The 6,005-nt window shown below is 74.4% G+C and carries 5 protein-coding genes; 3 read left to right on the plus strand and 2 right to left on the minus strand.

Annotation, left to right across the window (positions count from 1 at the left end; genetic code table 11):
* Positions 1 to 59: 59 nt before the first annotated feature.
* Positions 60 to 1,709: a polysaccharide deacetylase family protein gene (locus ACWGL3_RS30465; RefSeq protein WP_267944511.1), complete on the minus strand. Its 1,650-nt coding sequence runs from the start codon at positions 1,707 to 1,709 to the stop codon at positions 60 to 62.
* A gap of 143 nt (positions 1,710 to 1,852) precedes the next feature.
* On the minus strand, positions 1,853 to 2,947 hold the full coding sequence (locus ACWGL3_RS30470; RefSeq protein WP_267944510.1) for a pyroglutamyl peptidase: 1,095 nt from the start codon (positions 2,945 to 2,947) through the stop codon (positions 1,853 to 1,855).
* A gap of 201 nt (positions 2,948 to 3,148) precedes the next feature.
* Between ACWGL3_RS30470 and amaB the strand changes: the two genes are divergently transcribed.
* The 3 genes from amaB to ACWGL3_RS30485 all read left to right on the plus strand — a co-directional run bounded on the left by amaB (position 3,149) and on the right by ACWGL3_RS30485 (position 5,831).
* Positions 3,149 to 4,696, plus strand: coding sequence for an L-piperidine-6-carboxylate dehydrogenase (amaB, locus tag ACWGL3_RS30475; RefSeq protein WP_267944509.1), 1,548 nt, complete (start codon positions 3,149 to 3,151; stop codon positions 4,694 to 4,696).
* Between the two features lie 149 nt (positions 4,697 to 4,845).
* Positions 4,846 to 5,337 (plus strand): MarR family winged helix-turn-helix transcriptional regulator, encoded by a 492-nt coding sequence (locus ACWGL3_RS30480; protein WP_267944508.1) that lies wholly within the window; start codon positions 4,846 to 4,848, stop codon positions 5,335 to 5,337.
* 65 nt (positions 5,338 to 5,402) lie between these two features.
* Positions 5,403 to 5,831, plus strand: a complete 429-nt coding sequence (locus tag ACWGL3_RS30485) for an organic hydroperoxide resistance protein (RefSeq protein ID WP_267944507.1) — start codon at positions 5,403 to 5,405, stop codon at positions 5,829 to 5,831.
* The last annotated feature ends 174 nt before the right edge of the window (positions 5,832 to 6,005 follow it).

The raw sequence follows: 6,005 nt of genomic DNA on the forward strand, positions 1-6,005 counted from the left end.
CGGCCCGGACCGGGGCCCCCGTGGGAGCCCGGACCGGGCCGCGGATGCGATCCCCGGGATCAGTCCCCGCCGCCGCCCTCTCCGTTCCCGTCCCCGCCCTCTCCGTCCCCGTCCCCGCCGTCCTGTCCGGCGGGCTGGGCGTCGGTGTACACCTTGCCCGCGGTGAGCGCGTCCGCGCCGAAGATGTCGGTGACCGTCACGAAGTGGTAGCCCTCCCGGTGCAGCCCCGAGAGCACGTCCGGGATGGCCCGCACCGACGTCTCGTGGATGTCGTGGAAGAGGACGACGCTGCCGGGCACGGAGTGCTCCAGCGCGTGCTCGCTGATCGCGCCGGTGTCGCGGCTCTGCCAGTCCAGGGTGTCCACGTCCCACAGGATGAGCGGCTGGTCGACGGCCTCGCGCACCGTGCCGTTGAGCGACCCGTAGGGCGGGCGGATGGTCGGCGGGTCGGAGCCGATCACCTCCTTCACGGCCTGGTTGGTGCGTTCGATGTCCCGCCGCACCGCCTCGCCCGACATGCCCGCGAGGTCGTCGTGCTTCCAGGTGTGGTTGCCGAGCTCGTGCCCCTCCGCCGCCATGCGCTCCAGGGGCTCGGGGAACTCGCCCACCAGGGACCCCAGCACGTAGAAGGTGGCTCGGGCGTCGTACTCGGCGAGGATGTCCAGGAGTTCGTCGGTGTGCTCGCCGGGCCCGTCGTCGAAGGTCAGGGCCACGCACTTGAGGCGCTCGCAGTCCAGGGCGCCGGCCCGGGCGCTCAGCCCCCCGCCCAGGGGGAAGTCCTCGTCGGCGGTGTTCCGGCCCAGCGCGGCCTCGCGGGCGTGGTAGCCCAGCTCGGACAGCAGCTCCTCGGCGTCCCCGGGCTCCACCGGCAGCAGCACCTCGTCGACACGGCCCGCGCCCGGCACGTCGGCCGCCTCCATGCGGACGGCCAGGCCGCCCGCGGTGCTGAACGCCAGGTCCTCCAGAGGGGAGCCCGACCAGCGCTCGGCGGCCTCCGCGGCCTGCTCCGGGTCGGTCAGGTCCAGGGGCTCGCCGCCCCCGTCCGGCCCCCCGTCCCGGGCGTCCCCGGGGGACGGGGCGCCGCCATCGGCGGCGGCGGTGTCGGCGCCCTCCTCGCCCTCCTCCCCGTTCTGCGCGGCCCGGGCGGCGACCTCGCCGACCAGGCCCGGCATCTCCTGGACCGGGAGGTGGTAGCTGTCCTCCAGGATCCCGGCCACCTCCAGGTGCGCCTGCTCGATGGCGGCCTCGTCGCGAAAGAGCGAGGTCCAGGGCAGGACCCTCTCCCCGGCGACGTCGTACCACAGGCTGCGCGCGTCGAAGGTGTCGTTGGTCCCCGCGGAGGCGGCCGCGGTGAGCCGCACCCCGACGACCTCGGAGGAGGCGGCCAGCAGGGCCACGTCCTGGTGCAGTTCCGGGGTGCCGCCCCCGGGAAGCTCCTCCAGGAAGGCCGTCTGCCGCTCGGCCATGGAGGTGCGGAGTTCGGTCATGAGCGCGGGCGCGCCGCCCAGCAGCGGATACCGGTAACTCACCACACTGTGGTCGGTGGTCACCGACAGGGTCTCCGACTCCAGGCCGGGCATCTCGTCGACCGGGGTGCGGACCGCCTCGGCGTACGGGAGCGCCTGGTCCGCGGCATGGCAGCCCGGGACCAGGAGCAGGCCCAGGGCAGCGCTGACAGAGAGATTTCGTCGCAGTGAGGTGACAGCCACGGGGGGACCATATCGAAGCGCCCGGCCGGGGGAGGACCACCGCGCGTCTCCTGGAGCACTCTGGGTGCCGAATTGGCCAATTCGATGCACTCACCAGGCCGAACGGGACCGTGAACGCCTCCGCGGCCCCGTCGGCCGACCCCTCAGGCCGTCGGGGGAGAGGCCCCCGCGGCCTCGGCCACGGTGCGCACGATCTCGCGCACCTGGGCCAGGACCGCGGCGTTCTCGCCCGGGCCCGCGACCTTGGGCAGGTGGACGTGCCCGGCCGGGACCTCCCACCCGGAGCGGTCCCGGAGCAGGGTGTTGCGGTAGGCGATCTCGTTGGAGAGGTAGTTCCCGCCGCCCCCGCGGCGCGCGGCGGAGCCCTCGCTGGGGCCGTCGGGCCGCTCCCGCTGCTCGTCGGCCCCGGCGGGGACCTCGGTGACCGCGGCGTTGACCACCACCGGGTAGGGGCGTCCCGCGGTGGCCTCCGCGATCCTGGCGCCGGGGAGCGACGAGCGCGTCCACTCCGGCGCGTCGGGGCCGGGCACCGGGGCGCGGCCGGTGCGGACCTCGCGGACGTTGTCCGGCCCCCCTCCGCGCCAGATCCCGTTCCACTCCTCGATGTCGAACCGCCCGGGGCGCCCCCGGCTGAGGGTGACCACGGCGTCGGCGCGCCCGTGCTGGTCGGCCAGGGCCTCCTCCACCAGGCCGGCGTCGAAGTCCGCCCACCGCACGGGGAACACGGCGGTGCGCACCACGGCGGTGCGCCCGCCCACGGGGAAGGTCCATCCGTTGAGGTCCAGGGCCGCGGCCCCCGACGGGTTGGAGCACCCCGGGTCCTCGTCCAGGCGGAAGGGGTCGAAACCGGTCACGACGATCCGGATCCACCGCTCGCCCGGAGGGAAGTCGAGGTCGGTGATCCCGCGCGAGCCGGTCTCCAGCAGGTGCAGCAGGTCGGCGCGCTCGGCCTCGGAGAGTGCGAACCCCGGTCTCCAGGTGCGCAGGCGGGCGGCGAGCACCAGCCGTGCCCAGTACGGGGGGCGGTCGTCGGGGCCGTCGACGTCGGTGCGTGTGGCCTCGGTCCACAGGCGGGAGGCGTGTGCGGAGACCGCCTCGCGGGCCTGGGCGAGGTCGGTGGCGGCGCGCAGGTCGGCGCTGAACAGGGGTTCGGCTGCGCCGAAACCGGAACGGGCCAGGATGCGGCGGGGCTCGGGGAGCCCGGCGCGGTCCTCTTCGGGCGTGGTGTCGTGGTGCACGGGGTCGCTGTCTGTCGGAAGGCGGGGCTGGCGTGTGCGGGGATCCGGGGGGTGGAGCCAGCCGAGTCTAACGTCGCCCGAACCCCGCTGTGGCAGGGGTGTGCGGCGCGTCCCGGAACAGGTCCCGGGGGCTGGACCGGGCGGCTCGGACTTGGCAGGGTGTGTGGTGACCGCAGGCCCTCTCAACGGAGAGAGAAACACATGGACACTTCCGCCCTCCCCGACACCGAGCGACTCGCCGAGCGCGCGAGGGACGCCCTGGGACGGTGCGGCGTCGAGCGGCTGCGCGAGCCGGTCGGGGCCGCCGGGGTGGCGAGGACGCCGATCACCGGACAGATCCTCTTCCCCGTCGAGTTCGACACCGCCGCCTCCGCCGAGCGGGCCGTCACCGCCGCCCACGAGGCCTTCACGTCGCAGTGGCGGGACACCCCGGCGCCCGTGCGGGGCCGGCTCGTGCACCGGCTGGGCGAGCTCCTGCGCGAGCACAAGGCGGACCTGGCCGCGCTGGTGACCGTGGAGGCGGGCAAGATCCACTCCGAGGCCCTGGGCGAGGTCCAGGAGATGATCGACATCTGCGACCTCGCGGTGGGCCTGTCCCGGCAGCTGTACGGCCGCACCATGCCCTCGGAGCGGCCCGGCCACCGCCTGATGGAGACCTGGCACCCCCTGGGCGTGGTCGGTGTGATCACGGCGTTCAACTTCCCGGTGGCCGTGTGGTCGTGGAACACCTGTGTGGCGCTGGTGTGCGGCGACACGGTGGTGTGGAAGCCCTCGGAGCTGACCCCGCTCACCGCGCTCGCCTGCCACGGGCTCCTGATGAGGGCGGCGGAGGACGTGGGCGCGCCCGCCGACGTCCACCGGCTGGTGCTGGGGGACCGCGAGGTCGGTGAGGCCCTGGTGGAGGACGGGCGGGTGGCGCTGCTGTCGGCGACCGGGTCGACGGCGATGGGCCGCGCCGTCGCGCCGCGTGTGGCCGCGCGGATGGGCCGCTACCTGCTGGAGCTGGGCGGCAACAACGCGGCCGTGGTCGCCCCGTCCGCCGACCTGGACCTGGTGGTGCGCGGGAGCGTGTTCGCCGCGGCGGGGACGGCGGGGCAGCGGTGCACGAGCCTGCGGCGGCTCATCGTGCACGAGGACGTGGCCGACGAGGTCGCCCGGCGGGTCGTGGACGCCTACAAGCAGCTGCGCGACCGCATCGGGGACCCCTTCGAGGAGTCGACCCTGGTGGGTCCCCTGATCGGCGAGCGCTCCCACACCGCGATGCGGGCCGCGCTGGAGCGCGCGCAGGCCGACGGGGGCGAGGTGCTGGTGGGCGGCGCCCGCAGGTGGGAGGAGGCCGCCGCGGACGCCTACTACGTGGAGCCCGCGGTGGTGCGCATGCCGGCGCAGACCGAGGTGGTGCGGGAGGAGACCTTCGCGCCCGTCCTGTACGTGCTGGCCTACAGCACGCTGGAGGAGGCGGTCGAGCTGCACAACGGCGTGCCCCAGGGGCTGTCGTCGGCGATCTTCACCCAGGACCAGGCCGAGGCCGAGCGGTTCCTGTCGGCGGCGGGGTCCGACTGCGGGATCGTCAACGTCAACATCGGCACCTCCGGCGCGGAGATCGGCGGCGCCTTCGGCGGTGAGAAGGACACCGGTGGCGGCCGCGAGTCGGGCTCGGACTCCTGGAAGGCGTACATGCGCCGGGCGACGAACACCGTGAACTACGGCGGAGAGCTGCCCCTGGCCCAGGGGGTCCGCTTCCTGTGACACCCCGCTGTCCGCGCCCCGCCGCGGGGCGCGGACAGCGCGCCGCACAAAAAGTTGTGGTCAACCATGTTGTGTGCAACTGAATTCTGCTACGGTGGTGCCACCGGCAAGCCCGCAGGCGCGGGGCCCGCGAGGCAGGAGGGAACACCGTGGCGCATCCCGACGAGGGCGACCCCCTCGCGCTGGACAACCAGCTGTGCTTCTCCCTCTACACCGCCTCCCGGGCCCTGACCGGGCTGTACCGGGAACTGCTGGGGGACCTGGGACTCACCTACCCCCAGTACCTGGTGATGATCGTCCTGTGGGAACGCGGAACGCTCACGGTCAAGGAGCTCAGCCGCGCCCTGCACCTGGACTCGGGCACGCTCTCCCCCCTGCTGCGCAGGCTGGAGGCCTCCGGGCTCCTGACCCGGGAGCGCAGCACCACCGACGAGCGCGTCGTCCGCGTCACCGCCACCCCGCGGGGCCTCGCCCTGAGGGAGCGGGCGACGGACATCCCCGGCCGGCTGGTCTGCGCCACGGACCTGACGGCCGCCCAGGCCCGCGAGCTGCGGGACGCGCTCGGCCGCCTCACCTTCTCGGTGGAGACGGCCGCGAGCAGGCGCGCCCCGTGCGACACGGCCGAAGCGCCCGGAACCTGACCACGCACCGGAAGAAACCCACCACTGTTGGCTCCGCGCGTGCGGAGCCGGGAGAGAGGCAAGCAATGGCATACAAGGCCATGTACACCACCAACGCCACCGTCACCGGCGAGGGCCGCAAGGGCAGCGGGAAGACCGACGACGGGCGCCTCGCGGTCGACCTGTCCGTGCCCAAGGGCGTGGGCGGCGACGACGGCCTCGGCACCAACCCCGAGCAGCTCTTCGCCGTCGGCTACGGCGCCTGCTTCCACGGTGCGCTCAAGAACGTGGCCCGCCAGTCCAAGACCGACGTCGAGGGCTCGTTCATCGAGGCCCGGGTGACGCTCGGCAAGTCCGACGAGGGCCTGGACATCGCCGTGCAGCTCACCGTCACCATCCCCGGCGTGGAGCAGGCCAAGGCCGAGGAGCTCGTCGAGGCCGCCCACCAGATGTGCCCCTACTCCCGCGCCACGCGCGGCAACATCGAGGTCGACCTGGTGGTCAAGACCGCCTGACGCGCCGACCGCAGGCGCGGCCGGTACGGGGCGGGGCCCGCCCCCGGCGGTCCCCGTACCCGCCGGCCGGGGTTCGACGCCCGCACGCGCCCCCGGCAGGGGAGGGCGGCGGAGGGCGGGCCCCGGTCGCCGCATCCGGCACGATCCGCGACGAGGGGGAGGGCGCGTGAGCGC

Source organism: Nocardiopsis sp. NPDC055824 (assembly GCF_053616335.1).

Excerpts from the sequence above, each read along its gene's own strand:
- amaB (WP_267944509.1), top strand. The coding sequence starts at position 3,149 with ATGGACACTTCCGCCCTCCCCGACACCGAGCGACTCGCCGAGCGCGCG.
- ACWGL3_RS30485 (WP_267944507.1), top strand. The coding sequence starts at position 5,403 with ATGGCATACAAGGCCATGTACACCACCAACGCCACCGTCACCGGCGAG.